The organism is Streptomyces sp. NBC_00203 (genome assembly GCF_045206325.1).
Classification (GTDB): Bacteria; Actinomycetota; Actinomycetes; order Streptomycetales; family Streptomycetaceae; genus Streptomyces; species Streptomyces lutosisoli.
Window position 1 is genome coordinate 1485765 of the sequence record NZ_CP108126.1, and the last position, 24875, is coordinate 1510639.

A 24875-nucleotide genomic window follows, 5' to 3' on the forward strand; every position below is an offset into this window, starting at 1 on the left:
GCACCCATCAGGTGGGTGTCGAGCGGGTGATGGTGGTCAGGGCCTGCTGAAGGGTGGAGTCGCTGGGCGGGCGGTCGGGCCAGTGGGCGCCGATGTGGCCGTCGGGGCGGATGAGAAGTGCTCCGTGCCGGCTGAGGCCGCAGAGGTCGGTGTGCTCGTCGGGAAGGGTCTCGATGTGCAGCGGCCATGATGCGGTGCTTTGTTGCTCCCAGTGGGCGGGGTCTGCGGTGAGCAGGGTGAACCCTTCGCCGAAGGCGTCGAGCGTGGAGCGGTCGCGGGTGAGCCAGAGGTGTGGCATGCGGTGGCCTGGCTTCGCGGTGGGGAGGTAGTCCGTCCCCGTGTCGGATGACTCTGGAGGAGTGCTGTCGTCGGTGAGGACGGCGTCAGAGTGATAGGTGACGCCGAGCACGAGACCGAGTTGCGCGAAGTACTGGTCCGACCAGGGCAGTTCGATCTGGTCCGGCGCCGCTTCACCGGTTTGGAGCTGGTCGTGGCGTCGGTTCTGCGCCTGGAACATGAGTTGGGCGTTGGTCACCGCTTGACGGAGCGTCCGCTGGGCGACGGGCTGCCGTTCCGTCTCGTAGGTTTCCAACAGGCCTGGTCCGGACCAGCCGCGCAGAACGCCCGCCAGTTTCCAGCACAGGTTGTGCACATCGGCGACTCCGGCGTTCATGCCCAGACCGCCGGCGGGCGGGATCGCGTGCGCGGCATCGCCGGCCAGCAGGATCCGGCCGTGACGCAGGCGTTCGGCGACGAACGCGTTCACCACCCAGTGCTGAACCCGCAACACGTCGGCTCGTACGTCGGCGCCGGTGCCGAGGGCACGTGAGACGAGGGCGGGCCAGTCGGCGCTCGCCGCGTCTTCGGGGGTGGGAACGATCCAGGCCCAGCCCCCTTCGGGGTAGAGCGGGAGAAATGATCCGTGCGCGGTGAAGTAGACCCCGGCGGGCTGGTGGGCGCACCAGCGGCTGAGGTCGGCGTCGAACACGACCGTGGTGGCGTCCGCGATCGCTCCGGGGCCAGTGGTGTCGATTCCCAGCCGTTGCCGGACGGTGGAGTTCGCACCGTCGGCGGCGAGTAGATAGCGAGCACGGACGCGAGTCTCTTCACCGCTCCCTTCACCGTTCTCTTCACCGTGTCGATGGTCGACGAGTACGGCCAAGACACTCTCGGCCTCTTCCACCAGGTCGATGAGCTCGACCCCGTACCGCACCTCCGCGTCCGCTGCGGCCAGCAGGGTGGGTTCCAACCGGTCCTGTGAGGTGACCACGCCGATCACAGGGCTTTCGGGGATCGGCGCGTTGATCCCGACCATCACCGCTGTGGCGAAGTCACGGTCGTACAGGGTGTCGCGGAAGCGAATGCGGCCGTATTGCGGTGCGAACGCGTCGGCCGAGATCTTGTCGGCGAGTCCGAGCTGGCGGTAAATCTCCATGGTGCGCGCGTTGACCAGCCGGGACCGTGGAAAGGGTGACAGCTCGGCGTGTTTCTCGACCAGCAGTGTCCGCACGCCCCAGCGTTCCAGTAGCGCTCGGGCGGTGAGCCCGACCGGCCCACCACCGACGATCAAGACCTCCACCTCGGCGTCTGCTCCAGGCATGTCGGGCTCCTCCAGCTGAACCGCCATGAAATCAATCATCCCCACCCGGCGACCGACCGCAATCTCCACGCGGGCGGCGCATCGGGGTGAGGAACGAAACGATGGCCGATATCAGTGCCCAGCACGCATTTCCCGCGTGGCCTCGCGCCGCAAATTCGGTTGACCGCGACGGTGCGGTGCGGGCTACGTTCCGGGCATGGCGGAGATTCAGGGTTCATACGATGTTCTGTTCACCGCGGTGCCCGAGGCGCTGGCCGCGCTGCTGGACGCCGGGGACGCGGGCGCCTCGGTGGCGGTCTTCGTGGACGGCGAGCCGGTGGTGGACGTCTGGGGCGGATTCGCCGACGCGGACCGCACGATGCCGTGGCAGCGCGACACGATCGCTGGCGTCTGGTCCGTCACCAAGACGATGACGGCCCTGTCCGCCCTCATCCTGGCGGACCGTGGCGAGCTCGACCTGGACGCGCCGGTCGCCCGGTACTGGCCGGAGTTCGCCGCGAAGGGCAAGGACAGGGTGCTGGTGCGGCACCTGCTCTCGCACACCGCGGGCCTGCCCGACTGGGACGGGACGGTCGAGGAGCTCTACGACTGGCCGTCCGCCACGGCGCGGCTCGCCGGGCTGGCGCCGCAGTGGGAGCCGGGCACCGCGGCCGGATACCACTCGCTCACCCAGGGATACCTCGTGGGCGAGGTCGTACGCCGGATCACCGGTCGCAGTGTGGGCGAGTTCTTCGCCGACGAGGTGGCCGGGCCGCTGGGGGCGGACTTCCACATGGGGCTGACCGCAGAGCATGACCACCGGGTCGCGCTCGCGGTCCCGCCGCCGTCGCGGGACGAGGACTACCTCGCGAGCGCGCCCAGCCCCACCGCGGCTCCCGCCGGCGGGACCAGGATCCGGGTCCGTGACGGAAACAGCGTCGCCTGGCGCCGCGCGCAGATCCCCGCGGCGAGCGGATTCGGCAACGCCCGCTCGGTCGCGCTCGTGCAGTCGGTCATGGCCTGCGGGGGAACGGTGCGGGGTGTGCGGCTGCTGTCGCAGGCGGGCTGCGACCGGGCGTGGGAGGAGCAGTTCAGCGGCGAGGACCGCATCCTGGGCATGCCGATGCGTTGGGGCCTCGGCTACGGCCTGTTCGGCAGCACCTACGGCTGGGGCGGTTGGGGCGGCTCGATGGTCATGATCGAGCCCGACGCCCGCATGGCGGTGGCGTACGTGCCGAACCAGATGCGCGAGCCCGGGAACGACAACCGGGGACTCGAGATCGTGATGGCCGCCTACGACGGGCTCACGGCCCTGCGCGCCTGACCCGCCCGTCGACGCGCACCAGGATCCTGTGTGTGCAACGCTCTCGCAACGTGCGGGATGGTCGGCTGGGTGGCCCCTGCCGACGGCTCACCGTCGGCGGGGGCCACCTCATTCGTGACACCCGACGGGAGAGCCGATGGACGTCGTCCCGCGCGTGGAGCTGACCCCCGCGGCCACCGAACTGCTGCGGCGGCTGCGGGAGGCCCACGGCCCGCTGATGTTCCATCAGTCCGGCGGCTGCTGCGACGGCAGCGCGCCCATGTGTTACCCGGACGGCGAGTTCCGTACCGGCGGCTCCGACGTGCTGCTCGCCGAGCTGGAGGTCGAGGGGGTCGAGGAGCCGGTGACGTTCTGGATGTCGAGGAGTCAGTACGAGCTGTGGAGTCACACCCGGCTGATCGTCGATGTCGTGCCGGGCCGCGGCAGCGGCTTCTCGCTCGAAGCACCCGAAGGAGTGCGTTTTCTCATCCGTTCGCGCATAGTCGGCGCCTAGCCATCGGCACGGTCATCGCCGTCTGGTGAACTCCCCTTGAGTCCTGGGAAAGTTGACGAGACATCAGGGGATACGGTGACGGGTCGAGGCGGACGGTTAAGAACAGCACTGACGGTTGTCGCGGCATGGAGTGCGCTGGCCGGTACCGCCCTGCTGGGGGCGGCACCGGCCAGCGGCGTGGAGGACGCCAGGGACACGGCGATCGCCCCCGGCGTCGAGTACACGGAGTTGGACATCCCGGCCGCCAAGGGTGTGGCTCACGCACATGTGCTGAGCGTCGATCTGCGCAATCCACGGGTGCGGGTCGACCTCCTGTACCCCGGAGCCGTGGCGTCCCGGGCGCCCGTCTCCCAAATGGCCGACTCCCGGGGTGCCGTCGCAGGTGTCAACGGCGACTTCTTCAACATCGCGGAGACCCAGCATCCGGGGGTCGCGGCGACGGGCGCGACCGTGGGCCCGGCGATCGCGAGCGGGCACGAACTCAAGGCGGCGGTGCCGAACGGTCAGCGCTTCGGGCCCGCCATGCCGCCCGGCACGACCACCGAGGACGTGCTCGGCGTGGGCGTCGACCGCAGGGCCCGGCTGGACAGCATGGCCCTCGATGGTTCCGTAGGCAGTCGCGAGGGGCGGTGGCCGCTCGGCGGGCTCAATCAGTACGCGCTGCCGGAGGGGTCGATCGGCGCGTTCACCGCGGACTGGGGCAGTGTCTCCCGGGTGCGCGCCACCTGTGGCACGGACACCAACCGGGCCGCGCCATGTAGTTCCGACACCTATGAGGTGACGGTCGAGCGCGGTCGGGTCGTAGCGGCGGACAACACACCCGGCAGCGGTGCCATCGCCCCCGGCACCACGGTCCTGGTGGGCCGCGAGGCGGGCGCCCAACAGCTGCGGAAACTGTCCATGGGCGAGCCGGTCGTCGTACGGCACCGTCTGGTCGCGGAGGCCACCAGGATCCCGTACCGCTTCGCACTCGGCGGCTACCCGATGCTCGTGGACGGCTCGCCGCTTCCCGGCCTGGACAACACCACCTCGGCCGTACGGACCGCCGTGGGCATCGCGCACGACGGACGCCGCCTGCTGCTCCTCGCGCTCGACGGCGCGCCCGAGTTCCGCAGCGGCCTCACCATCGCCGAAGTGGCCGAGACCATGCGGCAGTTGGGCTCCGACGACGCCTTCAGCCTGGACGGCGGGGGCTCCACCACAATGGTCGCCCGCGAGCCGGGGGCGCCCGCCGTCAGCGTCCTCAACCACCCCAGCGGAGGCGCCGAACGCCCCGTCCCGAACGGCATCGGCGTGTTCTCACGACCGTGACGTCAGGACATCGAGGCCTCAGGGCCTCAGGCTGCTCACGATGTCCGCCGTCGCGGTGAGCCCGCTGTGGATGGTCGGCGCCATGCTCGTGCTCGCCAGGTAGAAGCCGAGCAGTACGCAGACCAGGGCGTGCGACAGCTTCAACGCGCCATTGCGCAGGAAGACCACCGCCAGGATCAGGAGCAACAGCACCACAGAGATGGAAATGGCCATCGTCAACCTCCTCCGCCACGTCCGCTTCGCGGCGTTCGGCCGCAAGTGTGGCGTAGCGGAGGGTTCGTCCGGGCAGCTGACGTGTCCTCCGAACGAGTGGTGTTACGGCCGCTCCACGCCCGCGCTACCTCCGCTCGTGGGCGTCGAGGAACGCTTCCAGGCCCGCGAGGTCGTCGGTGTTGAAGTAGTCGACGTCCGCGGCGAGCAGTTCGCCCCACAGCGCGTCACGGGCCGGGCCCGCCAGATCGGGTGTCGCCCAGAACCGGACCTTCTGCCGGCGCGCGTGGGCCGCCGCGATGATGCCGCGCAGCTTCTCGCGCTCGGCGTCGGGGAACAGGCCGTCACCCAGCCAGGTGAAGTTGAGCGTCCAGTTGTCCGAGATCAGCGGGATGAACGAAGCGGGGGCCGCGCTGCCGAGGTCGGCGAGCCGCCCGTCGTAGAAGGCGCGGCGCACACTCTGCGCCTCCATGGGCGTACGGGCGGCCCGGTCGCCGGAGATCACGGCCGTGACCGGGCCGGGGTGCACGCGGCCGTCCGCGTAGGTCGTGAACAGGTGCCGGTAACGGCGCAGATGGCGGTCGAGTTCGAGATACGTCGACGAGCCCTCGGTCTTGATGTCGATGAGGAGTTGCAGGGGTGTGCGGTAACCCCGGTACACCGAGCCGCGGTTGGCCTTGACCCGGGCGGCGAGGGGTTCGAGATAGAGGGATTCCAGGGTGCGCGCCGGGTCGAGCTCGACCGGGTCGTGGGCGACGAGGAGCTGGTCGCCCACGAGGTAGATGTCGGCCTCGACGCTGCCGAAACGGTGGTCGAGGGCGTCGAACAGGGGGCGCGGGTGCTCGTAGTCGTTGTGGGCGTGGGCGCGCCACAGCGGACGCGGGCCGTGCTTCCGTTCACTCGCCCGCGCGTACGTGGCGGGCAGCGCGACGGAGCCCGCGAGGGCGGCGCCGAGGGTGGTGAGGGCTCTGCGTCGGGTGGTAAGGGCCATGCTCTGCCTCCCTGGAAGTGCCGTACGGACTCAGCGAGTATGCGGTCCCGAGGGGGGCAAGTAGCAGTGCCGTGCGGGGAGTTGGCCGGTCTGCCTCTCTCTGTTCACTTCACCGGAGCAGCCCGCGCGGAGCAGCCCACACAAAGAAGCCCGCCCCACGATGGGGCGGGCTTCTCTCAACCGGAAGAGAGGGGTCAGGGCGCCTGGAGATCCACCAGTCCGGCCAGCGCCTCACGGTGGGCGCCCGCCGTGCCGTACGCGATCGAGTCCGCCTTGGCCCGCTTCAGGTACAGATGCACCGGGTGCTCCCACGTCATACCGAGGCCGCCGTGCAGTTGCAGCGCCTCCTCGGCGGCGTGCACGGCGACGGGCGCCGCGTACGCCTGGGCGACGGCGACCGACACGTCGGTGTCGTCGCTTCCGGTGGCGAGCGCGTCGGCCGCGGCCCGGGCCGCGGCGCGGGTGTTGACGACCTCCAGCCACAGCTGGGCCAGCCGGTGCTTGAGCGCCTGGAAGCCGCCGACGGGCCGGTTGAACTGCTTGCGCTCCTTCAGGTAACGGACCGTCTCCGTCAACGACCAGTCGGCGAGGCCGAGTTGCTCGGATGCGAGGAGTCCGGCGCCGGCGCGCAGGGCCCGGCGTACAGCGGGTTCGGCGGCGCCCACCCGGTGCGCCCGCACCCCGTCGAGGGTGACGGTCGCGACCGGCCGGGTGAGGTCGAAGGACACCTGCGGAGTGATCGTCACAGCGTCCGCGTCCACCGCGTACAGCCCACCGTCCTCCGCCGGAACCAGCAGCACATCGGCGGCCGCCGCATCCGCGATTCCCGTCAACTCCCCGTACAGGAAGCCGTCTTCGTTGCGTACGGCCTTGTAGTGGCCGCCCGGCCCCACGGACAGCGCGACAGCGAGCGCGCCCACCGTCCGGCCGGAGGCCAGCCCGGCCAGCAGCTTGGCGGTCTCGTCACCCTCGCACGCGAGCAGCGCCTCGGTCGCGACGACGGCACTCGTCAGATACGGCAGCGGAGCGACGGCGCGCCCCAACTCCTCCAGGACCACGGCGACTTCGCGATGTGTGGCGCCCTGGCCGCCCTGCGACTCGGGCACGAGCAGGCCCGCCAGGCCCATCCCCTCCGAGAGCGCCTTCCACAGCTCGGGGTCGTACGGAGTGTCCGACTCCGTACGGGCGATGACGCCCGCCGCGTCGCAGTGGTCCGTGAGGAGGTCGCGGACGGCGGCGCGCAGCGCCTCTTCCTCCTCCGAGTACAGAAGGTCAGTCATCGGGCGAGGTCCTTCCAGGCGACGTCCTTGTCGGTGCGCGGCTCGGACGGGAGTCCCAGGACGCGTTCGGCGACGATGTTGAGCAGGACCTCGCTGGTCCCGCCCTCGATGCTGTTGCCCTTGGAGCGGAGGTAGCGGTATCCCGCGTCGCGGCCGGTGAAGTCGACCAGTTCGGGCCGGCGCATCGTCCAGTCGTCGTACAGCAGGCCTTCCTCACCGAGGAGTTCGACCTCCAGGCCGCTGATCTCCTGGTTGAGGCGGGCGAATCCGAGCTTCATCCCGGAGCCCTCGTGGCCGGGCTGGCCCGCCACGAGCTGCTGGCGCAGCCGCTCGCCGGAGAGCCGGGCGACCTCGGCCTCGACCCAGAGCTTCAGGAGCCGCTGGTGCAGGTCGTGGGTGCGCAGTTCGGGGCGCTCGCGCCAGGTCTTGGAGACCGGGCCGATCATGCCGCCCTCGCGCGGGATACGCATACCGCCGATGGACACGCGCTCGTTCATGAGTGTGGTCTGGGCGACCCGCCAGCCATCGCCGATCTCACCCAGCCGGTGTGCGTCGGGGATGCGTACGTCGGTGAGGAAGACCTCGTTGAACTCGGCCTCGCCGGTGACCTGTCGCAGCGGCCGCACCTCGACACCGGGGTCGGTCATGTCACAGATGAAGTAGGTGATGCCGCGGTGCTTGGGCACGTCCGGGTCGGTGCGGGCGATGAGGATCGCCCAGCGGGCCACGTGGGCGCTGGACGTCCACACCTTCTGCCCGTTGATCACCCAGTCGTCGCCCGCACGGACGGCGCGCGTGCCGAGCGCGGCGAGGTCGGACCCGGCGCCCGGCTCGCTGAAGAGCTGGCACCAGACCTCCTCGCCGACCCACAGAGGCCTGAGGAAATCCCGCTTCTGCTCCTCCGTGCCGAAGCCGAGGATCGTCGGCGCGGCCATGCCGAGGCCGATGCCGATGCGCCGCGGGTCGTTGTCCGGCGCGCCCGCGGCCTCCAGCTCGGCGTCCACGACCGCCTGGAGGGTACGCGGGGCACCGAGGCCGCCGAGGCCCTCGGGGTAGTGCACCCAGGCCAGGCCCGCGTCGAAACGGGCCTTCAGGAAGTCCACCCGCTCGGTCGTCGCCGGCGGATGGGCCGCCAGCAACTCCTGCGTACGGCGGCGCAGTTCAGCGGCGTCGGTCATGCGGCTGCTCCGTTCTCAAGTGAGGGCACCACGGCGACGCGCCCCGTGGTGACACCGTCGGCGACCCGCTGCACGGCCGCGGCGGCACCGCTCAGCGGCACCCGCTCACTCACCAGCGGCTTGATCGCGCCCCGCGCGGCCAGGTCGGTGAGCTGCTCGTGGCAGTGCTGGATCAGCTTCGGGTTCTTGGTGTTGTACAGGCCCCAGTGCAGGCCGAGGATCGAGTAGTTCTTCACCAGGGCGTGGTTCAGCGCCGGGCTGGGGATCGACCCGCTCGCGAAGCCCACGACGACGATCCGGCCCTCGAAGGCGACGACCTTGGTCGACTGGGTGTAGGCCTCGCCGCCGACCGGGTCGTAGATCACGTCGGCGCCGCGGCCGCTGGTGGCCTCCTTCACGGCGGCGATGACGTCCTGCGTACGCCGGTCGATGACGACGTCGCAGCCCAGCTCCCGTGCCACGGCGGCCTTGTCGGCTCCGCCGACGACACCGATGACGGTGGCTCCGGCCGCCTTGCCGAGCTGTACGGCGGCACTGCCGACCCCTCCGGCGGCGGCGTGGACGAGCAGCGTCTCGCCGGCCTCCAGATGAGCGCGCCGGTGCAGTCCGAACCAGCCCGTCTGGTAGCCGATGTGCAGGGCGGCCGCCTCGGCGTCGTCGAGGGCGTCGGGCGCGGGCAGCAGGGCGGCGGCGTCCGCGACGACGTACTCGGCGAAGCCGCCGTACGGCAGTGCGGGGTTGGCGAGCACCCGGCGCCCGTCCTCCGTCTCGCCGCAGATCTCCACGCCGGGCGTGAACGGCAGCGGGGGCCTGACCTGGTAGTGCCCCCGGCACATCAGCGCGTCCGGGAAGTTGATGTTCGCCGCGCGCACCTTGAGCAGGACCTGGCCGTCACCGGGCTGCGGACGCTCCACTTCCTGGAGCTGCATCACCTCACTCGGCTCGCCGAGCTGGTGCACTTGCCATGCCTGCATGCGGGGCCTCCAGGGGGCTGTGTCGGACTGCGTCGTCTGACCGGGGTCGATCGCATACTAAGCGGTCGCTTGCCCACCTGGGAACAGCTGACGTCAGTCGTCTTCGCCACGCCGCGCGGGCCGCGCCCGTACGTGCATCCGCTCCCCCTGCGGCCCGAACAGACTCAGGAACTCCACGGGCCCCTCCCCCGTCGATCCGAACCAGTGCGGCACCCGGGTGTCGAACTCGGCAGCCTCCCCCGAGCCGAGCACCACGTCGTGCTCGCCGAGCACCAGCCGCAGCCGCCCGGAGAGCACGTACAACCACTCGTATCCCTCGTGGGTGCGTGGGTCCGGTTCCATCCTCCGCTGCGGTTCGAGCACCTTGAAAGCCTGGAGTCCGCCAGGTTGACGGGTCAGCGGCCAGTGGGTGCGCCCGTGCCGCACGATCGGCTCGGCCCGCACCCGCGGGTCGCCGACCGGCGGGGCACCCACCAGCTCGTCCAGCGGTACCTGATGGGCTCGCGCGATCGGCAGCAGCAGCTCCAGGCTGGGCTTGCGCAGCCCGGACTCCAGGCGCGAGAGCGTGCTCACGGAGATGCCCGTCGCCTCGGACAACCCGGCCAGGGTCGCCCCGCGCTCCTTGCGGATCCGTCGCAGTCGCGGCCCGACTTCGGCCAGCACCTCATCCGTCTGCGCGTTCCCACTCATGCCATCCACGCCACTCACACCGCTCATGGCCTTATTGCAGAATCGGCAAAGCCATTTGTCAATCCCGCCACGGTCGGGCGACCTTCTCCGTGGAGGTGGTCACCATGACCGAGACATACGAAGTGGTTGTCATCGGCGGCGGAACGGCGGGCCTGTCCGCGGCGCTGGTCCTCGGCCGCGCCCGGCGCCGCACCCTGGTCGTCGACGCGGGCGAACCCCGCAACGCGCCCGCCGCGCACATGCAGGGCTATCTGTCGCGGGACGGCATGCCGCCCGCCGAGTTCCTCGCCGAGGGTCGGCGCGAGATCGAGGGGTACGGGGTCCAGCTCGTCCGGGACCGTGCGGTGGACGTGGTCCGGGACGGTGCCGGGGAGTTCGACGTCACGCTGGCCGCCAGGGGCACGGTGCACGCGCGCCGGCTGCTCGTCACCACCGGCCTGGCCGACGAGCTGCCGCCGGTGCCGGGCGTCGCCGAGCGCTTCGGACGGGACGTGATCCACTGCCCGTACTGCCACGGCTGGGAGGTGCGTGACCAGGCCTTCGGCGTGCTGGCCAGTACGCCGTTGAGCGTGCACCAGGCGCTGATGGTGAGCCAGTGGTCGAAGGACGTGACGCTGTTCCTGCACACGGTCGGCGAGGCCGAGCTCTCCGAGGAGGACCTGCGCCGGCTCGCCGCGGCCGGAGTCGTCGTGGTGCCCGGCGAGGTCGCCGGGCTGGTGGTCGACGACGACCGGCTCACCGGGGTGCGTCTCGCGGACGGCACGACGCACGACCGCTCGGTGCTGTTCGTCGCGCCCCGCGCGGTTCCGCGGACGGGTCTGCTGGAGCGGCTGGGCGCGGAACTGCTGGAGACGCCGTTCGGCACGTATCCGGTGGTCGACGCCACGGGACTGACGACCGTGCCCGGTGTCTGGGCGGCGGGCAACGCGATGGGGTTCGCCGAGCAGGTCGTGAACGCGGCGAGCGGCGGCTACCGCGCGGCGGCCACGCTCAACGGGGAACTGCTCTTCGCGGACCTCGACGCGGCAGTCGCGCGCGAGCGGAGCTGAGACCCGCGCCGGGACAGCACGAAAACGTCGGCGTACGGGTGTGGACCCGCCGTCTCCGTTGCACCATGGCTGCATGCTGCTGACCCGGCTGGCGCGTGTGTCCCAGGAGGTCGCCGCCACCTCGGCGCGGTCCCGGAAGATCGCTCTGCTCGCGGAGCTGTTCCGGGACGCGGAGGCGGACGACGTCCCGATCGTCATCCCGTATCTGGCGGGCCGCCTGCCGCAGGGGCGGCTCGGCATCGGCTGGAAGATCCTCAGCAAGCCGGTCCCGCCCGCGTCCGAGGCCTCGCTCACGGTGCGGGAGGTGGACGCCCGCCTGACCGAGCTGGGCGCGGTGACCGGCACCGGCTCGCAGGCCGAACGGGCGCGGCTGGTCGGGGAGTTGATGGGTGCGTCCACCGAGGACGAGCAGCGCTTCCTGTTCGGGCTGATCAGCGGCGAGGTCCGGCAGGGCGCGCTGGACGCGGTCGCCGTGGAGGGGCTGGCCGAGGCCACCGGCGCGCCCGGCGCGGACGTACGCCGGGCGGTGATGCTCGCCGGTTCGCTGCAGACGGTGGCGCAAGCGCTGCTGTCCCGAGGCCCGGAGGCACTCGACGGCTTCCGGCTCACCGTCGGCCGCCCGGTGCTGCCGATGCTGGCACACACGGCGGGGTCCGTGCCGGAAGCCGTCGAGAAGCTGGGCGCGTGTGCCGTCGAGGAGAAGCTCGACGGCATCCGCGTGCAGCTTCACCGCGACGGCGACGACGTACGCGTCTACACCCGCACCCTCGACGACATCACCGACCGCCTGCCCGAACTCACCTCTGCGGGGCTGGAGTTGAAGGGTGAGCGCTTCATCCTGGACGGTGAGGTGATCGCGCTGGACCAGGACGGGCGGCCCCGCTCCTTCCAGGAGACGGCCGGACGCGTCGGCTCGCGCGTGGACGTGGCGACGGCCGCGAGGACCGTGCCCGTCTCCCCCGTCTTCTTCGACGCGCTGTCCGTCGACGGCCAGGACCTGTTGGATCTGCCGCTCACCGAGCGGCACGCGGAGCTGGCCCGGCTGGTGCCCGAGCCGATGCGGGTGCGGCGCGCGCTCGTCGACGGCCCCCAGGACATCCCCGCGGCGCAGCGGTTCCTCGCCGACACCCTGGCACGCGGCCACGAAGGCGTCGTGGTCAAGGCCCTCGACGCCCCCTACAGCGCGGGCCGGCGCGGCGCCTCCTGGCTGAAGGTCAAGCCCGTGCACACCCTCGACCTGGTGGTCCTCGCGGCGGAGTGGGGCCACGGACGGCGTACCGGCAAGCTGTCCAACCTTCACCTCGGCGCCCGGAACGAGGACGGGTCCTTCGCGATGCTCGGCAAGACGTTCAAGGGCATGACCGACGCGATGCTGACCTGGCAGACCGAGCGGCTCCAGGAGCTGGCCGTCGAGGACAACGGCCACGTGGTGACCGTACGGCCGGAACTCGTCGTCGAGATCGCGTACGACGGTCTCCAGCGGTCCACCCGCTATCCGGCCGGCGTCACTCTCCGTTTCGCCCGTGTGGTGCGCTATCGCGAGGACAAGACGCCCGCCGAGGCCGACACGGTCGCGACCCTGCTCGCCGCGCACCCGGAGGTGACTCCGTGAGCGGGAAGCGCAGCGCCGGACTGCTGTTGTTCCGGCACACCGACCACGGTCTGGAGGTGTTGCTCGGCCATATGGGCGGCCCCTTCTTCGCCCGCCGGACCGCTGGGGCCTGGACCGTGCCCAAGGGCGAGTACGAGCCCGACGAGACCGCCTGGGACGCGGCGCGCCGCGAATTCCAGGAGGAGCTGGGGCTGCCGCCGCCCGACGGCGAGGCCATCCCGCTGGGCGAGGTCACCCAGACCAACGGCAAGGTCGTCACGGTCTGGGCGATCGGGGCGGACCTCGACCCGGCGACCGTGGTCCCCGGCACCTTCGAGATGGAGTGGCCGCCGAAGTCGGGGCAGCGGCAGGCGTTCCCCGAGCTGGACCGGGTGGAGTGGTGCGACCTGGACCGGGGCCGGGCGCTGATCGTGAAGGCCCAGGCGGAGTTCCTCGACCGGCTCGCGGAGCACTTGGGCTGACCGGCGCCTGCCACGTTGCGCTGTCGTGCGCCGCGCGGGAGGGTCGAGGAACAGCCCGCTCTTCAGGAGGTCGGCCATGCCCATCGCGACGGTGAACCCGGCGAACGGCGAGACGCTCAAGACGTACGACGCCCTGGGCGCCGAGGAGATCGAGCGCAGGCTCGCGGCCGCCGAGGCCGCGTTCCGCAGCCATCGCACCACGTCCTTCGCCGAGCGGGCGCGGCTGCTCCACCGGGCCGCCGACCTGCTCGAAGAGGACCAGCAGGACATCGGCCGGGTGATGACCCTGGAGATGGGCAAGCCGGTGAAGCAGGCGCGCGCGGAGGCCGCGAAGTGCGCGAGGGCGATGCGCTGGTACGCCGACCACGCCCAGGGGCTTCTCGCCGACGAGGAGCCCGCCGAGTCCGACATCAAGGACTCCGGGGCCTCCCGCGTCCTGGTGCGCTACCGGCCGCTGGGTCCGGTGCTGGCCGTCATGCCGTGGAACTTCCCTCTCTGGCAGGTGATCCGGTTCGCCGCGCCCGCGCTGATGGCGGGCAACGTGGGGCTGCTCAAGCACGCCTCGAACGTGCCGCAGACCGCCCTCTACCTGGAGGAACTGTTCCGCCGGGCGGGCTTCCCCGAGGGCTGCTTCCAGACGCTGCTGATCGGCTCCGGTGCCGTCGAGGCCATCCTGCGCGATCCGCGCGTCAAGGCGGCAACCCTCACCGGGAGTGAACCCGCGGGCCGGGCCGTCGCCTCGGTCACGGGGGACGAGGTCAAGAAGACGGTCCTGGAGCTGGGCGGCAGCGACCCGTTCGTCGTCATGCCGTCGGCGGACCTCGACCGGGCCGCGAAGGTCGCCGTGACGGCACGCGTGCAGAACAACGGGCAGTCGTGCATCGCCGCCAAGCGGTTCATCGTGCACACCGACGTGTTCGATGCCTTCGCGGAGCGGTTCACGGCGGGCATGAAGGCCCTGAAGGTCGGCGATCCGCTGGACGAGGACACGGACGTCGGCCCGCTCTCCACCGAGCAGGGCCGCGGCGACCTGGAGGAGCTGGTCGACGACGCGGTGGAGAGCGGCGCGACCGTCCTGTGCGGCGGCGAGCGCCCCGAGGGTTTCAAGGACCACGGCTGGTTCTACGCGCCGACCATCCTCGCCGACATCACCCCCGCGATGCGCATCCATCACGAGGAGGCCTTCGGGCCCGTCGCCACGCTCTACCGCGCGGCCGATCTGGACGAGGCGGTGGCCCTGGCCAACGACACTCCGTTCGGGCTGAGTTCGAACGTCTGGACGCGCGACGGGACCGACGTGGACCGGTTCGTCCGTGATCTGGAGGCGGGTGGCGTGTACGTCAACGGGATGACGGCGTCCCATCCGGCGTTCCCGTTCGGCGGGGTCAAGCGGTCCGGCTACGGGCGTGAGCTGTCGGAGCACGGAATCCGCGAGTTCTGCAACATCACCACCGTATGGCACGGAGCGTGAGCGTTCCGCAGCTACGATCCCCTCTGTGAACCGCGAAGTGACCCTGCCTCTGATCGTCGACGACCGCGGCACGTTGCAGGTGGCGGCCGCCGACGTCAGCAAGCTGCTGCGCACGGTGGGCGGCCGGTGGCTGCATCTGGTGGAGGCCGGCCAGGAGGGGCTCGACGAGGACACGGTCGCCGCGCTCACGATCGAGCTCGCCAAGCTCGCCGATCGCATCGACGTGGCGTGCATCGCGCACAGCAGTGGGCCGGCCTCCGGCCAACGCCCTTAGATGACGCGCTGGTCCAGCTCCCACAAGGCGTGCCAGAACTTCGCCTCGTAGCTCTGAAGCAGACGGCCGTACCCGTACACCTCGCCCTCGTCCACCCGTCCCGCGTCGAGCCCGGCCTGGATGGCGCCCAGGGCCCGTTGTTCCAGCTCGGGCGCGGGTTCGGCGAAGAAGTCGAAGAAGCCGCAGGCCTCGTCGTCGAGGCCGTAGTGGCGGCGCAGCGCCTGGGCGATCGTGGCGCAATAGCCGCCCCACGCTGCGAAGTTGGCGCTCAGCGCGAGAACCACGTCCACCGGTGAGCCGTTCAGGGCGAGCCAGGCGACGTACGCGGGATACGTCCGGCAGTCCGCGAGCGGCTCGTACGCCGCCGCCTCCGCGTCGTCGGCCCCGACCGCGGCGGCGTACACACCGAGCCGATCCTGGGCCATGGCCTCACCCTCCGCGAGCATGGCGAAGAAGGCGGCGCTCTCGGCCTCGGCCGCCGACCGTTCGGCCAGATGCAGGAACGCCCGACGGTCCGCGGCGATCACATGACGCTGTTCCAGGGCGAGCACGGCGAGCGTGGAGCGCTGCGCCGCGCCCCGCGCGATCAGGGGCAGCAGCCGGTTGGCGTGCGGGTCGGGGGCGAGCCTCCCGACCGTGCTGACCAGCAGTTCCCTGGCTGTCCGCGTCATCCCGTACTCCTTCGGTTCGGCTGTCCCGGGGCCCCTTCCCCGAGGGTCCCACGCCCTCCCGAAATTCGCCGGAATGGAGTAATCCGGCGCGATATCCACACGCTTCCGGGTGATCGTGGATGAACCACCCGTTCGCATCGTGGGTGAACCACTCCTTCCGCCGGGGGACGAGAGTTCCCCGGAAGGCGAAAGAAGGCGCGCTCCATGGCGACTTTGTGCAGACCCTCGGTCTCGGTTCCGGAATACGTGATCACAATGGAGGAGACGCTGGAACTGGCGCGCTCCCGTCACGAAGACCACCCCCAGCTGCCGTTGGCACTCCGGCTGATCGAGAACACCGGCGTGCAGACACGGCACATCGTCCAGCCCATCGCGGAGACGCTGAAACACCCGGGCTTCGAGGAGCGCAACAAGGTCTACGAGAGCGAGGCGAAGGCCCGCGTTCCCGCGGTCGTGCAGCGGGCGCTGGACGACGCCGAGCTGCTCACCACCGACATCGACATGATCATCTATGTGTCGTGCACCGGGTTCATGATGCCCTCGCTCACGGCCTGGCTGATCAACTCGATGGACTTCAACAGCGACACCCGCCAGATACCCATAGCCCAGCTGGGCTGTGCGGCCGGCGGCGCCGCGATCAACCGGGCACACGACTTCTGCACGGCCTACCCCGACGCCAACGCGCTCATCGTGGCCTGCGAGTTCTGCTCGCTCTGCTACCAGCCGACCGACCTCGGCGTCGGCTCGCTCCTGTGCAACGGCCTGTTCGGGGACGGCATCGCCGCGGCCGTCGTCCGCGGCCAGGGCGGCACCGGCATCCACCTGGAGCGCAACGGCTCGTACCTGGTCCCCAAGACCGAGGACTGGATCATGTACGACGTCCGGGCCACCGGCTTCCACTTCCTGCTGGACAAGCGGGTGCCGGGGACGATGGAACCGCTCGCTCCCGCGCTGCACGCCCTCGCGCGTCAGCACGGCTGGGACGCCTCCGACCTGGACTTCTACATCATCCACGCGGGCGGTCCCAGGATCCTGGACGACCTCAGCAAGTTCCTCGAGGTCCCGCCGGACGCCTTCCGGTTCAGCCGGGCCACCCTCACCGAGTACGGCAACATCGCCAGCGCCGTCGTCCTGGACGCGCTGCGCCGGCTGTTCGACGAGGGCGGCGCCGAGCACTCCGCACGCGGACTGCTCGCGGGCTTCGGCCCCGGCATCACCGCGGAGATGGCCCTGGGCCGCTGGCACGACTCGAGCGAGGGGAAGGCGAGCCGGACATGACCGAGGACACGATCACCGAGGCACTGCCTCCCGTCCGCCACTGGCCCGCCCTCGATCTGACGGGCGTGGACTTCGACCCGGTCCTCACCCGGCTGATGCGGGAGGGCCCGGTCACCCGGATCCAGCTGCCCAACGGCGAGGGCTGGGCGTGGCTGGTGACGCGGTACGACGACGTCCGCATGGTGACCAATGACCCCCGGTTCAGCCGTGAGGCGGTCATGGACCGGCCGGTCACCCGGCTCGCCCCGCACTTCATCCCGGCCCGCGGCGCGGTGGGGTTCCTCGACCCGCCCGACCACACGCGGCTGCGCCGCTCGGTGGCCGCCGCGTTCACGGCCCGCGGTGTGGAGCGGGTGCGCGAGAAATCCCGGCGCATGCTCGACGAGCTGGTCGACGAGATGCTCCAGGACGGCCCGCCCGCGGACCTCACCGAGGCGGTCCTCAGCCCCTTCCCCATCGCGGTCATCTGCGAGCTGATGGGCGTCCCGGCCGTCGACCGGCAGAGCATGCACACCTGGACGCAGCTGATCCTGTCCTCCTCGCACGGCGCCGAGGTCAGCGAGAAGGCCAAGGAAGAGATGGGCGCGTACTTCACGAAGCTCATCGGCGACCGGCGCGGCAGCACCGACGAGGACGTCACCTCGCTGCTGGGCGCCGCCGTGGGCCAGGACGAGATCACACTGGAGGAGGCCGTCGGGCTCGCCGTCCTCCTCCAGATCGGCGGCGAGGCGGTCACGAACAACAGCGGGCAGCTGTTCTACATCCTGATGACCCGCCCCGACCTGGCCGAACGGCTGCGGGCCGAGCCGGAGATCCGCCCCCAGGCCATCGACGAGCTGATCCGCTACATCCCGCACCGCAGCGCGGTCGGGCTGTCGCGGATCGCGATGGAGGACGTGGAGATCAAGGGCGTACGGATCCGGGCGGGCGACGCGATCTACGTGTCGTACATGGCCGCGAACCGCGACCCGGACGTCTTCCCGGACCCGGAGACCATCGATTTCTCCCGCAGCCCCAATCCGCATGTGGCGTTCGGCTTCGGCCCGCACTACTGCCCGGGCGGGATGCTGGCCAGGCTGGAGTCCGAGCTCATGGTCGACGCGCTGCTCGACCGGATGCCGGGGCTGCGGCTGGCCGTACCGCCGGATCAAGTCCCCTTCAGAAAGGGCGCGTTGATCCGTGGCCCCGAGGCCCTGCCCGTGACGTGGTGAGCGGCCGATGACGGCAACCGAAGGGCTGCTCGTGCCCCCGGGTCACGGCCGCGTGGTCCAGACACCCGCCCAGCACGTGACGTTCAAGGTGACCGGCTCGCACTCGCGCACCGCCTCCACCTTCGAGGTGCTGGTACCGCCCGGCTTCGACGTCGGCGCCCATGTGCACACGCGCAGCGAGGAGTTGTTCTACGTGCTCGAAGGCGAGCTGGACGTGCTCGCCTTCGAGCCGCGGGTACGGACCCCCGACAACTGGCAGAAGTGGGAGTCCAGTTCGGGCACCCGCGTGGTCCGGGCCACACCGGGCACGGTCATCGTCGTACCCCCGGGCTGTCCCCACGCCTTCTCCAACCCCACGGAGACCTCGGCAAAGATGTTCTTCCAGGCGTCCCCGCCCCCGGACCACGAGCGCTACTTCGAAGAGCTGCTGGAGATCCTGGGGACGGGCGGCCCCCCAGACGTCGCGGCGATCGAGGAGCTGCGGGCGAGGTACGACATCAAGCAGCTGACACCCTTGAAACACCGCTAGCTGGAGCGCCCCTTTCAGGGGCGCGGGGCTGTGACATTGTGCGGCTCCGCCGCGTGGGCGCGACCAGCCACACACGGCCCGCAGCCCGCATAACCGCTCTAGCGAATCGGCATCCCGGACAACGTCCGCGCGATCACCAGTCGCTGGATCTCACTCGTCCCCTCGAAGATGGTGTAAATGGCCGCATCCCTGTGCATACGCTCCACCGGGTACTCCCGCGTATAGCCATTGCCACCCAGAATCTGAATCGCCTGCCCAGTGACCTTCTTCGCGGTCTCACTGGCGAACAGCTTCGACATGGACCCTTCGGCCGCCGTGAACTGCTTACCGCTGATCGCCATCCAGGACGCACGCCACACCAGCAGCCGAGCCGCATCGATGGACGTCCGCATGTCCGCGAGCTGGAAGGCAACCCCCTGGTTGTCGATGATCGGCCGCCCGAACTGCTCACGCGTCTTCGCGTAGTCGAGGGCCACCTCGTACGCGGCCCGGGCGGTACCCACCGCCATCGCACCCACCGCGGGGCGGCTCGCCTCGAACGTCGCCATCGCCGCGTTCTTCACCCGCTCACCGCCACCCGCCTTGGCCCGCTCCCGCGCACGGGCGAGGCGCTCGTCGAGCTTCCCCTTGCCGCCGAGGAGGCAGGAGCCGGGGATGCGCACGTTCTCCAGGACGACCTCGGCGGTGTGCGAGGCGCGGATGCCGTGCTTCTTGAACTTCTGGCCCTGGGAGAGACCCGGCGTGTTCGGCGGGACGATGAAGGAGGCGTGGCCCTTGGAGCCCAGCTCGGCATCGACGACCGCGACCACGACGTGGACGTTGGCGATGCCGCCGTTGGTCGCCCAGGTCTTGGTGCCGTTGAGGACCCACTCGTCCTTGGCCTCGTCATAGACGGCACGCGTGCGCATGGAGGCGACGTCGGAGCCGGCGTCGGGCTCGGAGGAGCAGAAGGCCGCGACCTTGACGTCGTTCGCGTCGCCGTACATCTGGGGGATCCAGGTGCCGATCTGCTCCTCGGTGCCGTTGGCGAGTACGCCCACGGCGGCGAGGCCGGTGCCGACGATGGAGAGGGCTATGCCCGCGTCGCCCCAGAACAGCTCCTCCATGGCCATCGGTATGCCGAGGCCGGTGGGGTCGAAGTACTGCTGGGCGTAGAAGTCCAGGGAGTAGATGCCGACCTTCGCGGCCTCCTGGATGACCGGCCAGGGAGTCTCTTCGCGCTCGTCCCATTCGGCGGCCGCGGGGCGGATGACGTCGGCGGCGAAGCCGTGCAGCCAGTCCCGGACCTCCTTCTGTTCGTCGTTGAGCTCCATGGTGAACTCGGCCATGTCCCCTCCAGCGCTGCACTAAAGTGTTACTTGCGGTAACTGGAGTGTGTTACTGACCAGTAGGAAAAGTCAACTCCCGAACCGCGCTCGGCAGCCCGTTCGATAGCCATACGCCGATGAGTGTTATTTTGCGCAGGCGTCACCGAATCACCACGGGTGGGGAGAGCACATGGACACCACACAGCGGACCGATCAGCAGAGGTCCGCCGACCGCCGCCGGCGCGAGCTGCTGGAAGCCGCCGACCGGGTAGTGCTCCGCGACGGCCCCGGGGCCTCGATGAACGCCATCGCCGCCGAGGCGGGCATCACCAAGCCGATCCTCTACCGCCACTTCGGCGACAAGGGCGGACTCTACGCCGCGCTCGCCAAGCGGCACACTGATGCGCTGCTGGGGGCGCTGCGGGCCGCGCTGGACGCTCCGGCCGAGCGCCGGGAGCGGGTGGAGGCCACGCTCGACACCTATCTGGCGGCCATCGAGGCGCACCCTCAGGTCTACCGTTTCCTGATGCACCCCACGGAGGGTGTGCAGCCGGGCGACCCGGGCTTCGACGTGGGCAAGCACTCCGCGCCGTTGCTGCGCCGCATGGGCGAGGAACTGGCCGAGGTCATCGAGGAGCGGGTCGATCTCGGGCCCGGCAGCCAGCAGCTCGCGCGGGTGTGGGGGCACGGGATCGTTGGCATGATGCATGCCGCCGGGGACTGGTGGCTGGGGGAACGGCCCTGTTCGCGGGCCGAGTTGGTACGTAGTTTGGCTGACCTTTTGTGGGGTCGGCTCGCTGCGGCGGGTGACAGGGTGGGCGGTCCGGGGTTCTGAGGTTGTGGGTCGGCTGCGGATCCGTCGTGGCTGGTCGCGCAGTTCCCCGCGCCCCTAAAAACGGGGCGCTCAGGTCGGCGCCCCTTCAGGGGCGCGGGGAACTGCGCGCTCAGCCACGAACAACCCGCAGCCGACCCACCGGACTCAGCGCCCCCAAGATGCCCGCGCCACCTGCCTCATCACCCGGCGCCGGCGCCACCCGGAAACCCGGTCCACATACACCCCGCCGTCAAGGTGGTCGCACTCGTGCTGAAGGCATCGCGCGAACCAGCCGGTGCCATGCACGCGCACCGGTTCACCGGTCACCGTAACGCCCTCGACGACCGCGTGGTCGTACCGCTCGGTGCCCGCTTCCAGACCCGGCAGCGACAGACAGCCCTCCGGCCCACGCAGGACCAGACCGTCGGCCTGGACGAGCCGTGGGTTCACCACATGTCCCAGATGCCGGACATCCTCGTCGTCCGGGCAGTCGTACACGAAGACCCTGAGCGCCTCGCCGACCTGGTTCGCGGCGAGGCCCACCCCCTCGCTGGCGTACATCGTCGCGAACATGTCCTCGACGAGCCGGGCGAGTTGGGGACCGAAGTCCGTGACTTCTTCACACGGTGTACGCAGGACGGGGTCGCCGAGCAGGGTGAGAGGCCGGACGCGCCCGTGGGTGCCCGGGATGGAGCCGTGTCGCATGGCGGCAAGGGTACGGTCCTCAAGGGCGCGCGCAGGTCGCGCGGGCACCGTGATGGTGCCGCGATTCGGGCACGTGAGTGGATCTCGATAGGCTGAGGCCCACACGGTGCCGGGGGCAGAGGCGCGGCGCGTACGCAAGGAGGATCGAGAAACGATGTCAGGCAACTCGGACCCGCTGACGCCGCGGGCCAAGCTGGCCGTGACGGCGGGCAAGGCGGCGGCGGCCGTCTCGCGGGCCGCCGGACGCGGCAGCGGATCGGTGATCGGCGGCCGGGTGGCACTCAAGCTCGACCCCGACCTGCTGGCCAGGCTGGCCACACACCTGGACGTCATCCTGGTGTCGGCGACCAACGGCAAGACCACCACGACCAGGCTGATCGCGGAGGCGCTGGGCGCCGCGGGCCCCGTCGTGTCCAACGCGCTCGGCGCCAACATGCCGGCCGGTATCACCTCGGCGCTCGCCGGGGGTTCGGACGCCAAGTACGCGGTCATCGAGGTCGACGAGAAGTACCTCTCCGGTGTCGCGCGCGACACCGACCCGAAGTGCATCGCGCTGCTCAACCTCTCGCGCGACCAGCTCGACCGGGCCGCCGAGACCCGGATGATGGCCGAGCACTGGCGCGAGGGCCTGGCCGGTTCCAAGGCCGTCGTGGTCGCCAACGCCGACGACCCGCTCGTCGTGTGGGCCGCGTCCTCCTCGGCGAATGTGATGTGGGTCGCCGCCGGGCAGATGTGGAAGGACGACGCCTGGTCGTGCCCGTCCTGCGGCGGTGTGATGCAGCGCCCCGGTGACGACTGGTTCTGCGGCGAGTGCGGCTTCCGCCGTCCGACGCCGACCTGGGTGCTGTCCGGGGACCACGTCCTCGACCCGCACGGCTCCGCCTGGCCGATCCACCTCCAGCTGCCGGGCCGCGCCAACAAGGCGAACGCCGCCTCGTCGGCCGCCGTCGCCGCCGTCTTCGGGGTACCGCCGCAGGTCGCCCTGGAACGCATGTACCAGGTGCAGGCGGTGGCCGGGCGCTACGACGTGGTGCAGTTCATGCAGCGCGACCTGCGTCTGCTGCTCGCCAAGAACCCCGCGGGCTGGCTGGAGACGTTCTCCCTGATCGACCCGCCGCCGACGCCGGTGATCCTCTCGGTGAACGCGCGCGGCGCCGACGGCACCGACACCTCCTGGCTGTGGGACGTCGACTACACGCGGCTGACCGGGCACCCGATCTTCGTTCTCGGCGACCGGAAGCTTGACCTCGCCGTGCGCCTGGAAGTCGCGAACCAGCACTTCCAGGTCTGCGAGAACCTCGACCAGGCCGTGCAGCTGGCACCGCCCGGACGCATCGAGGTCATCGCGAACTACACCGCTTTCCAGGACTTGAGGCGTCGTGTCGGCAACTGAGCCACGGAGGACGAAGAGAATGAGTGACAACAGCTTGCGTCTGGTGTGGATCTACCCGGACCTGCTGAGCACCTACGGCGACCAGGGCAACGCCCTCGTCGTAGAGCGCCGGGCCCGCCAGCGCGGCCTCGACGTGGCCCGTCTCGACGTGCGCAGCGACCAGCCGATCCCGACCTCCGGCGACATCTACCTGATCGGCGGCGGCGAGGACCGTCCGCAGCGGCTCGCCGCGGAGCGCCTGCGCCGCGACGGCGGACTGCACCGCGCGGTCAGCAACGGCGCGATCGTGTTCTCGGTGTGCGCGGGCTACCAGATCCTCGGCCACGAGTTCATCAACGACCTCGGGCAGCGCGAGCCGGGCCTCGGTCTGCTCGACGTGGTCTCGGTGCGCGGCGAGGGCGAGCGGTGCGTCGGCGACGTCCTCGCGGACATCGACCCACGCCTGGGCCTGCCCCAGCTGACAGGCTTCGAGAACCACCAGGGCGTCACCCACCTCGGCCCCACCGCCCGTCCCTTCGCGAACGTGCGGCTCGGCAAGGGCAACGGCACGGGCGACGGCACCGAGGGCGCGTACAACGACACCGTCTTCGGTACGTACATGCACGGGCCCGTGCTCGCCCGCAACCCGCAGATCGCGGACCTGCTGCTGAAGCTGGCGCTGGACGTGAACGCGCTGCCGCCGATCGACGACCGGTGGTACGAGGCACTGCGCAATGAGCGCATCGCCTCAGCTCAGCAGCCCGCCTGACCTGCTTGAGAAACGGTTCCGCAGGGCCCCGGCGAGGGCCCGTCTGACAGGACTTCCGCTCACGTGTGCGGGGACGTCCAGCAGGCGGACGCACGATGCGGACCCGCCCCCTGCCGCCGGTAGGGTGGCGGGGTCCAGCCGGACAGCGTGGTCCGGTCTCCGGCCCACGTTGAGAAGGTATTTCGGGCTATGCGCATTGGTGTCCTCACGTCCGGCGGCGACTGCCCCGGCCTGAACGCCGTCATCCGGTCCGTCGTGCACCGTGCCGTCGTCGACCACGGCGACGAGGTCATCGGCTTCCGGGACGGCTGGAAAGGCCTTCTGGAGTGCGACTACCTCAAGCTCGACCTCGACGCGGTGAGCGGCATCCTGGCTCGCGGCGGCACCATGCTCGGCTCCTCCCGGGTCCAGCCTGCGCATCTGCGTGACGGCGTGGAGCGGGCCAAGGGGCATGTCGCGGAGCTCGGCCTCGACGCCATCATCCCGATCGGCGGCGAGGGCACGCTCAAGGCGGCCCGTCTCCTTTCGGACAGCGGCCTGCCGATCGTCGGCGTGCCGAAGACCATCGACAACGACATCGCGGTCACGGACGTCACCTTCGGCTTCGACACGGCCGTCGGCGTCGCGACCGAGGCCCTGGACCGGCTGAAGACCACCGCCGAGTCCCACCAGCGTGTCCTGATCGTGGAGGTCATGGGCCGCCACACCGGCTGGATCGCGCTGCACTCCGGCATGGCGGCCGGCGCCCACGCCATCGTCGTACCGGAACGCCCCTTCGACATCGAGGAGCTGGCCGCGAAGGTCGGCGAGCGGTTCGAGGCGGGGAAGCGGTTCGCCATCGTCGTGGCCGCAGAGGGGGCGAAGCCTCGCGCGGGAACCATGGAGTTCGACGAGGGTGGCAAGGACGTCTACGGGCATGAGCGGTTCGCGGGGATTGCCCGGCAGCTCTCCCTTGAGCTGGAGGAGCGGCTCGGCAAGGAGGCGCGGCCGGTGATTCTCGGTCATGTGCAGCGGGGCGGGACGCCTACCGCGTACGACCGGGTGCTCGCGACGCGGTTCGGCTGGCATGCCGTGGAGGCTGTGCACCGCGGGGAGTTCGGTCGGATGACGGCGCTGCGAGGGACCGACATCGTCATGGTCTCGCTTGCTGAGGCCGTTGAGACACTGAAGACGGTGCCGGACGAGCGGTACGCGGAAGCGGAGTGCGTGCTCTGAGGGGTTCGCGACTGCGAGTTCGTCGTGGCTTGTCGCGCAGTTCCCCGCGCCCCTTTCAGGGGCGCTCATGCTGACCCCGGTCATAGGCGTGGCCGGGGGCAGTTCTA

At 70.5% G+C, this 24875-nt stretch carries 24 protein-coding genes and 1 pseudogene; 15 read left to right on the forward strand and 10 right to left on the reverse strand.

The genetic code is table 11. The features are described 5' to 3' along the window. Window positions 1–7: 7 nt before the first annotated feature. Window positions 8–1600, reverse strand: a complete 1593-nt coding sequence (locus OG975_RS06915) for an FAD-dependent monooxygenase (protein ID WP_406328178.1) — start codon at window positions 1598–1600, stop codon at window positions 8–10. A 196-nt stretch (window positions 1601–1796) separates the two neighbouring features. Here OG975_RS06915 and OG975_RS06920 point away from each other — a divergent pair, with 196 nt between their 5' ends. The 3 genes from OG975_RS06920 to OG975_RS06930 all read left to right on the forward strand — a co-directional run bounded on the left by OG975_RS06920 (window position 1797) and on the right by OG975_RS06930 (window position 4707). Further along, window positions 1797–2903: a serine hydrolase domain-containing protein gene (locus tag OG975_RS06920; protein WP_406328179.1), complete on the forward strand. Its 1107-nt coding sequence runs from the start codon at window positions 1797–1799 to the stop codon at window positions 2901–2903. Window positions 2904–3039: 136 nt separating this feature from the next. Then, window positions 3040–3396, forward strand: a complete 357-nt coding sequence (locus tag OG975_RS06925) for a DUF779 domain-containing protein (RefSeq protein WP_406328180.1) — start codon at window positions 3040–3042, stop codon at window positions 3394–3396. Between the two features lie 75 nt (window positions 3397–3471). After that, window positions 3472–4707 (forward strand): phosphodiester glycosidase family protein, encoded by a 1236-nt coding sequence (locus OG975_RS06930; protein WP_406328182.1) that lies wholly within the window; start codon window positions 3472–3474, stop codon window positions 4705–4707. Between the two features lie 18 nt (window positions 4708–4725). Here the strand turns inward: OG975_RS06930 and OG975_RS06935 are convergent, their stop codons facing one another. The 6 genes from OG975_RS06935 to OG975_RS06960 form a co-directional block, all read right to left on the reverse strand. Continuing rightward, on the reverse strand, window positions 4726–4920 hold the full coding sequence (locus OG975_RS06935; RefSeq protein ID WP_327426967.1) for a hypothetical protein: 195 nt from the start codon (window positions 4918–4920) through the stop codon (window positions 4726–4728). Between the two features lie 124 nt (window positions 4921–5044). After that, complete coding sequence (locus tag OG975_RS06940) at window positions 5045–5908, reverse strand: phosphatidylinositol-specific phospholipase C/glycerophosphodiester phosphodiesterase family protein (RefSeq protein ID WP_406328183.1); 864 nt, start codon at window positions 5906–5908, stop codon at window positions 5045–5047. 194 nt (window positions 5909–6102) lie between these two features. Then, on the reverse strand, window positions 6103–7188 hold the full coding sequence (locus tag OG975_RS06945; protein WP_406328184.1) for an acyl-CoA dehydrogenase family protein: 1086 nt from the start codon (window positions 7186–7188) through the stop codon (window positions 6103–6105). Further along, window positions 7185–8366, reverse strand: coding sequence for an acyl-CoA dehydrogenase family protein (locus OG975_RS06950; RefSeq protein ID WP_406328186.1), 1182 nt, complete (start codon window positions 8364–8366; stop codon window positions 7185–7187). Before OG975_RS06950 ends, OG975_RS06945 begins: the two co-directional genes overlap by 4 nt. Beyond that, on the reverse strand, window positions 8363–9340 hold the full coding sequence (locus OG975_RS06955; RefSeq protein ID WP_406328189.1) for an NADPH:quinone oxidoreductase family protein: 978 nt from the start codon (window positions 9338–9340) through the stop codon (window positions 8363–8365). Before OG975_RS06955 ends, OG975_RS06950 begins: the two co-directional genes overlap by 4 nt. Window positions 9341–9433: 93 nt before the next feature. Continuing rightward, complete coding sequence (locus OG975_RS06960) at window positions 9434–10030, reverse strand: helix-turn-helix domain-containing protein (protein WP_406328191.1); 597 nt, start codon at window positions 10028–10030, stop codon at window positions 9434–9436. Window positions 10031–10134: 104 nt separating this feature from the next. Here OG975_RS06960 and OG975_RS06965 point away from each other — a divergent pair, with 104 nt between their 5' ends. The 5 genes from OG975_RS06965 to OG975_RS06985 all read left to right on the forward strand — a co-directional run bounded on the left by OG975_RS06965 (window position 10135) and on the right by OG975_RS06985 (window position 14897). After that, entirely contained in the window at window positions 10135–11079 is a 945-nt protein-coding gene (locus OG975_RS06965; RefSeq protein ID WP_406328192.1) for an NAD(P)/FAD-dependent oxidoreductase, read from the forward strand. 73 nt (window positions 11080–11152) lie between these two features. Further along, entirely contained in the window at window positions 11153–12691 is a 1539-nt protein-coding gene (locus OG975_RS06970; protein ID WP_406328194.1) for an ATP-dependent DNA ligase, read from the forward strand. Beyond that, window positions 12688–13152, forward strand: coding sequence for an NUDIX domain-containing protein (locus tag OG975_RS06975; RefSeq protein WP_406328196.1), 465 nt, complete (start codon window positions 12688–12690; stop codon window positions 13150–13152). Before OG975_RS06970 ends, OG975_RS06975 begins: the two co-directional genes overlap by 4 nt. A gap of 76 nt (window positions 13153–13228) precedes the next feature. Next, window positions 13229–14623: an NADP-dependent succinic semialdehyde dehydrogenase gene (locus OG975_RS06980; protein ID WP_406328197.1), complete on the forward strand. Its 1395-nt coding sequence runs from the start codon at window positions 13229–13231 to the stop codon at window positions 14621–14623. Window positions 14624–14648: 25 nt separating this feature from the next. After that, window positions 14649–14897, forward strand: coding sequence for a DUF6213 family protein (locus OG975_RS06985; RefSeq protein ID WP_406328199.1), 249 nt, complete (start codon window positions 14649–14651; stop codon window positions 14895–14897). Here the strand turns inward: OG975_RS06985 and OG975_RS06990 are convergent. Further along, window positions 14894–15568, reverse strand: coding sequence for a transcriptional regulator (locus tag OG975_RS06990; protein ID WP_406328200.1), 675 nt, complete (start codon window positions 15566–15568; stop codon window positions 14894–14896). The two genes, OG975_RS06985 and OG975_RS06990, sit on opposite strands and share 4 nt — an antisense overlap. Window positions 15569–15766: 198 nt before the next feature. Here OG975_RS06990 and OG975_RS06995 point away from each other — a divergent pair. The 3 genes and pseudogenes from OG975_RS06995 to OG975_RS07005 form a co-directional block, all read left to right on the forward strand. Further along, window positions 15767–16846 (forward strand): annotated as a pseudogene (locus OG975_RS06995) (type III polyketide synthase); the annotation flags it as partial. Beyond that, on the forward strand, window positions 16843–18057 hold the full coding sequence (locus OG975_RS07000) for a cytochrome P450 (RefSeq protein WP_406328201.1): 1215 nt from the start codon (window positions 16843–16845) through the stop codon (window positions 18055–18057). The pseudogene OG975_RS06995 and the gene OG975_RS07000, both read left to right, overlap by 4 nt. A gap of 7 nt (window positions 18058–18064) precedes the next feature. Then, complete coding sequence (locus OG975_RS07005) at window positions 18065–18586, forward strand: cupin domain-containing protein (RefSeq protein ID WP_406328203.1); 522 nt, start codon at window positions 18065–18067, stop codon at window positions 18584–18586. 98 nt (window positions 18587–18684) lie between these two features. On the opposite strand, the gene OG975_RS07010 is transcribed toward OG975_RS07005, so the two are convergent. Beyond that, window positions 18685–19914, reverse strand: coding sequence for an acyl-CoA dehydrogenase family protein (locus OG975_RS07010; RefSeq protein ID WP_406328205.1), 1230 nt, complete (start codon window positions 19912–19914; stop codon window positions 18685–18687). Between the two features lie 169 nt (window positions 19915–20083). Here OG975_RS07010 and OG975_RS07015 point away from each other — a divergent pair, with 169 nt between their 5' ends. Beyond that, window positions 20084–20728, forward strand: a complete 645-nt coding sequence (locus tag OG975_RS07015) for a TetR family transcriptional regulator (protein WP_406328207.1) — start codon at window positions 20084–20086, stop codon at window positions 20726–20728. Between the two features lie 144 nt (window positions 20729–20872). Here the strand turns inward: OG975_RS07015 and def are convergent, their stop codons facing one another. Next, window positions 20873–21412: a peptide deformylase gene (def, locus tag OG975_RS07020; RefSeq protein WP_406328208.1), complete on the reverse strand. Its 540-nt coding sequence runs from the start codon at window positions 21410–21412 to the stop codon at window positions 20873–20875. 154 nt (window positions 21413–21566) lie between these two features. Between def and OG975_RS07025 the strand changes: the two genes are divergently transcribed. From OG975_RS07025 to OG975_RS07035, 3 genes are all read left to right on the forward strand, one after another. Then, on the forward strand, window positions 21567–22805 hold the full coding sequence (locus OG975_RS07025) for a MurT ligase domain-containing protein (protein ID WP_327426985.1): 1239 nt from the start codon (window positions 21567–21569) through the stop codon (window positions 22803–22805). 19 nt (window positions 22806–22824) lie between these two features. Continuing rightward, a complete protein-coding gene (locus OG975_RS07030; protein ID WP_327426986.1) occupies window positions 22825–23553 on the forward strand; it encodes a glutamine amidotransferase in 729 nt (242 codons plus the stop codon). Between the two features lie 189 nt (window positions 23554–23742). Continuing rightward, window positions 23743–24768, forward strand: coding sequence for a 6-phosphofructokinase (locus tag OG975_RS07035; RefSeq protein ID WP_381253791.1), 1026 nt, complete (start codon window positions 23743–23745; stop codon window positions 24766–24768). Window positions 24769–24875: the final 107 nt, after the last annotated feature.

Bases quoted from the DNA above. Each gene is read 5' to 3' on its own strand.
- OG975_RS06915 (WP_406328178.1), bottom strand. From the start codon at position 1,600: ATGCCTGGAGCAGACGCCGAGGTGGAGGTCTTGATCGTCGGTGGTGGG.
- OG975_RS06920 (WP_406328179.1), top strand. From the start codon at position 1,797: ATGGCGGAGATTCAGGGTTCATACGATGTTCTGTTCACCGCGGTGCCC.
- OG975_RS06925 (WP_406328180.1), top strand. From the start codon at position 3,040: ATGGACGTCGTCCCGCGCGTGGAGCTGACCCCCGCGGCCACCGAACTG.
- OG975_RS06935 (WP_327426967.1), bottom strand. From the start codon at position 4,920: ATGGCCATTTCCATCTCTGTGGTGCTGTTGCTCCTGATCCTGGCGGTG.
- OG975_RS06940 (WP_406328183.1), bottom strand. From the start codon at position 5,908: ATGGCCCTTACCACCCGACGCAGAGCCCTCACCACCCTCGGCGCCGCC.
- OG975_RS06945 (WP_406328184.1), bottom strand. From the start codon at position 7,188: ATGACTGACCTTCTGTACTCGGAGGAGGAAGAGGCGCTGCGCGCCGCC.
- OG975_RS06950 (WP_406328186.1), bottom strand. From the start codon at position 8,366: ATGACCGACGCCGCTGAACTGCGCCGCCGTACGCAGGAGTTGCTGGCG.
- OG975_RS06955 (WP_406328189.1), bottom strand. From the start codon at position 9,340: ATGCAGGCATGGCAAGTGCACCAGCTCGGCGAGCCGAGTGAGGTGATG.
- OG975_RS06960 (WP_406328191.1), bottom strand. From the start codon at position 10,030: ATGAGTGGGAACGCGCAGACGGATGAGGTGCTGGCCGAAGTCGGGCCG.
- OG975_RS06965 (WP_406328192.1), top strand. From the start codon at position 10,135: ATGACCGAGACATACGAAGTGGTTGTCATCGGCGGCGGAACGGCGGGC.
- OG975_RS06970 (WP_406328194.1), top strand. From the start codon at position 11,153: ATGCTGCTGACCCGGCTGGCGCGTGTGTCCCAGGAGGTCGCCGCCACC.
- OG975_RS06980 (WP_406328197.1), top strand. From the start codon at position 13,229: ATGCCCATCGCGACGGTGAACCCGGCGAACGGCGAGACGCTCAAGACG.
- OG975_RS06990 (WP_406328200.1), bottom strand. From the start codon at position 15,568: ATGACGCGGACAGCCAGGGAACTGCTGGTCAGCACGGTCGGGAGGCTC.
- OG975_RS07000 (WP_406328201.1), top strand. From the start codon at position 16,843: ATGACCGAGGACACGATCACCGAGGCACTGCCTCCCGTCCGCCACTGG.
- OG975_RS07005 (WP_406328203.1), top strand. From the start codon at position 18,065: ATGACGGCAACCGAAGGGCTGCTCGTGCCCCCGGGTCACGGCCGCGTG.
- OG975_RS07010 (WP_406328205.1), bottom strand. From the start codon at position 19,914: ATGGCCGAGTTCACCATGGAGCTCAACGACGAACAGAAGGAGGTCCGG.
- OG975_RS07015 (WP_406328207.1), top strand. From the start codon at position 20,084: ATGGACACCACACAGCGGACCGATCAGCAGAGGTCCGCCGACCGCCGC.
- def (WP_406328208.1), bottom strand. From the start codon at position 21,412: ATGCGACACGGCTCCATCCCGGGCACCCACGGGCGCGTCCGGCCTCTC.
- OG975_RS07025 (WP_327426985.1), top strand. From the start codon at position 21,567: ATGTCAGGCAACTCGGACCCGCTGACGCCGCGGGCCAAGCTGGCCGTG.
- OG975_RS07030 (WP_327426986.1), top strand. From the start codon at position 22,825: ATGAGTGACAACAGCTTGCGTCTGGTGTGGATCTACCCGGACCTGCTG.
- OG975_RS07035 (WP_381253791.1), top strand. From the start codon at position 23,743: ATGCGCATTGGTGTCCTCACGTCCGGCGGCGACTGCCCCGGCCTGAAC.